The following is a 3,093-nucleotide window of genomic DNA, read 5'->3' on the forward strand; positions in this document are numbered from 1 at the left end:
TCCGGCTCGCCATAGACCACGTAGCGCTGATCCACCACGACAGCCGGGATGCTGGTGATGCCCAGGCTCCATGCGTCGGTGACGCCCTGGTATGCGGAAGCGATGCGGCGCTGTAGGTCGGCGCCGCCTTGGCTCAGCCGACGCTTGACGGTGGCCGCCGCCTGTTCGGGGGCGGCGGGCAGTTCCGCAGAAAGCTCCGCTTCAATCCGGCGGGCTTCGTCCAGCTCGATCAGCCGCTCGCCGCCCATGGTCTTGACCGGGTGGTGGCTGTCGGTGACGACCAGTACGTCGGCTGCGAAGGCGACGGGGCTGAACACGGCCAGGGACGCCGGCAGCGCCACGACGAGACCAAGGGTTCGCCAGCCCGACGCGAACGTGGAAAAGGATGCCGGCATGTCGCGTGCCCCGAAAGTTGATCAGGGCCATAGTCAAACGCGAACCCGATGCCACCCCAACAAACAATGCGCATCGCGGGCTGCCCGCATACCTGCTTGTCCCGCGCCATAAAAAAACGGAGGCCGAAGCCTCCGCGGGGATCAATGAAGCAATGCGACCGTTACAGCAGGCCTGACTCCGCAAAGGAGAACGGGGAACCTTGGCCTACGATGATGTGATCCAGTACCCGTACATCGATGAGCGCCAGCGCGGCCTGCAGTTGCTGGGTCAGCACACGATCCGCGCTCGACGGCTCGGAGATGCCCGAGGGGTGCTGGTGCGCGAAGACCACCGCGGCGGCGTTCAACTCCAGCACACGCTGTACGACGACACGTGGATAAACAGAAGTCGAGTTGATCGTGCCCCTGAACAATGGCTCGTAGGCCAGCACCTGGTGCATGCTGTCCAGGAACACAGCGGCGAATATCTCGTTGGGTTCAGCGACCAGTTTCACGCGCAGATAGTCCCGCACAGCGGCCGGTCGGCTGAGGCACGGTCCAGCTTTGAAAACCCGCCTCTCCAGCAGCACGATGGCTTGCTGGATGATCCAGTCCTCGTGTTGGGCAGCGGTGACGGAAAGCGACTCCGGGCAGGAGTCGTTGACGACAAAAGACATGGCGAACCTCCAGACGGTGAGATCGGAGGGCGCGCGCCCTAGGAGGGCCAGCCCTCCTAGGGAACGAACAAGGTGCATCCATCACCGCGGCAGCGGCGATCGTTCGCGACCAGGATGCGAGGCGAACGGGTTGCGGTCAGCGCAGCGGACTGCGCCGTAGCCTTGAAGACCGGGGCTACCTGGGCATGTCGCCGACGACGTCGGCAGGCATTTCGGATGTGGGTGTGCCGGTCGGACCGTCAGCCGTCAGCATGTCCATGGCAGACAACAAGGCGTCGCCCTCGATTGGTCCCTGCAGCAGGATGGCCTGGCCCGTCTCGCGATCAAGCAGACGCAGTGACGGTGTGGCGGTAACGCCGCTCTTGGTGGCTTCCGCGGCCTGGGCGCGGATAGCGGCACTGGACCTTTCGCTTGACATGCACTGCTCGATGGCTGGCGTCGATTCGGGGTAGCGCAAGCCATCCGGCAAGCCCAGGCCGTCGCTGCGCGTGTGGGCATAGACCCATTCGACCGCCTGCCAGAACGCGGCATGCCCGCCAGCTTCGGCTGCGCATTCGGCCAGACGTGCCTCGGCCGACGCGGCCGGCTCGTGCGCGGCTAGCGGCTGGTGGTGCCATTGCAGCGCCACGTCGGCGTTGGTGCCCACCCACCGTTTGAGCTGCGGAAAATATTCCCGGCAGAACGGGCACTCCAGGTCGGCATAGAGCGTCAGCGTGAAACGGCCTTTGGGGTTGCCCATTAGCCAGGGCGGCCCGGCCACCGGTGCCATGCTGACCGGCGTGGGCGGCTGCGGCGGGGATTCGCCGGGCGACCTCGGCACAAGCCAGATCAGCAGCAGCGCGACCAGCACAGCAACCAATGCCCAGGGCCAGCGGGGCCGCCCGTTGCGGCGGCGGAACGCCTGGACCTGCATCGGAATGGAAGGACGTTTCTGTTCCATGGCGTTCTCCGTCTTACGACAGTTCCAAGGCCGGCGACTCGATGCCGCGCGCCTGGTCGATCTTCTCGGCCACCTTGAAGGCCGCTTCCAGTTCGGTGCAGCCGTAGTGCTGCATGAGCTGGTAGCGCTCGGCCTTCTCTTCGGGTTCGGTCTGCGCCAACGCCAAGTACAGGCTGGGCGGCACGGCACGGAACAGCACTTCCATGCTCTTGGAAAGGATGACGCCCTCGGTGAACTTGCCCGCTTCTTTGCGCGCCGAGAGCATCAGCGCTTTCTGCGCGGGCGAGAGTTCGCGGAAGCGTGCAATCTTCTCGACCTCATCGGGCGGCATCGACAGGCAGATCCACCACTCAATCATGTTGAGCATGGGCTCCGCGGCACGCGGCAGATCGTCGATATTTTGTGTAGCCAGCCAGAACCAGGCCCCTAGCTTGCGCCACATTTTTGTAATTTTTACAACGTAGGGCGCGAGCAGCGGGTTCTTCGTGATGATGTGGCCTTCGTCGGTCACATTGATGATCGGACGGCCCAGGTACTGGTCGCGCTCGGCGATGTTGTTCACCGTGCTGATCAGGCTGATGTAGGCGATGGAGAGCTGCGCGTTGTAGCCCTCCCGGGCATAGGTCGCGAGATCCACCAGCGTGATGTCGGCCTCGGGCCACGGCGTGCCATCGCGATCGAACATCTCGCCGTCCGTGCCTTGGCAGAACATGTCCATCGCGTCCGCCATCTCCAGCAGCCGCACGCGCCGCATCTCGGGCAGCGTCGGGTCCTGGCCGCGCGTGCGCAGCGCGTTGCGCACGTCGCGCGTGAGCACCGTGCGTTTCTCGGCCACGCAGTGTTCGGCGGCATCGAGGATGCACTGGCGGATCAGCGAGCGATCGGCCCGCGTCATCCGGGCTTCTTCCTTGTCCTCGCCGCCTGTGATCATCAGCCGTGCCGTGATCTCCAGTTCACCCAGCACGTCGCGCTGCTCGTCCTCCTCCATGACCGAGGAATCGGCTGGCAATTCTTCATCCAGTGCATCGGCATCAAGCGTCTGCACGTTGCTGGGCGTTTCGATCAGCCGGCGAGCGTCGGCGAACGGCGCCAGGCTGATGCC

At 64.8% G+C, this 3,093-nt stretch carries 4 protein-coding genes; all 4 read right to left on the reverse strand.

Features of this window, described 5'->3' with window-relative positions:
- The coding region (locus EKA13_RS26590) for a TIGR03757 family integrating conjugative element protein (RefSeq protein ID WP_065761982.1) at positions 1 to 395 on the reverse strand (395 nt) is incomplete at its 3' end.
- 161 nt (positions 396 to 556) lie between these two features.
- Complete coding sequence (gene radC / locus EKA13_RS26595; RefSeq protein WP_009459650.1) at positions 557 to 1,051, reverse strand: RadC family protein; 495 nt, start codon at positions 1,049 to 1,051, stop codon at positions 557 to 559.
- 175 nt (positions 1,052 to 1,226) lie between these two features.
- A complete protein-coding gene (locus EKA13_RS26600) occupies positions 1,227 to 1,991 on the reverse strand; it encodes a DsbA family protein (RefSeq protein ID WP_009459652.1) in 765 nt (254 codons plus the stop codon).
- A gap of 13 nt (positions 1,992 to 2,004) precedes the next feature.
- Positions 2,005 to 3,093: conjugative transfer ATPase (locus EKA13_RS26605; protein WP_065761983.1), on the reverse strand; the 1,089-nt coding region annotated here is incomplete at its 5' end.

Source organism: Pseudomonas defluvii, from assembly GCF_001695625.1.
Taxonomy (GTDB): domain Bacteria; phylum Pseudomonadota; class Gammaproteobacteria; order Pseudomonadales; family Pseudomonadaceae; genus Aquipseudomonas; species Aquipseudomonas defluvii.

Bases quoted from the DNA above. Each gene is read 5' to 3' on its own strand.
- radC (WP_009459650.1), bottom strand. From the start codon at position 1,051: ATGTCTTTTGTCGTCAACGACTCCTGCCCGGAGTCGCTTTCCGTCACC.
- EKA13_RS26600 (WP_009459652.1), bottom strand. From the start codon at position 1,991: ATGGAACAGAAACGTCCTTCCATTCCGATGCAGGTCCAGGCGTTCCGC.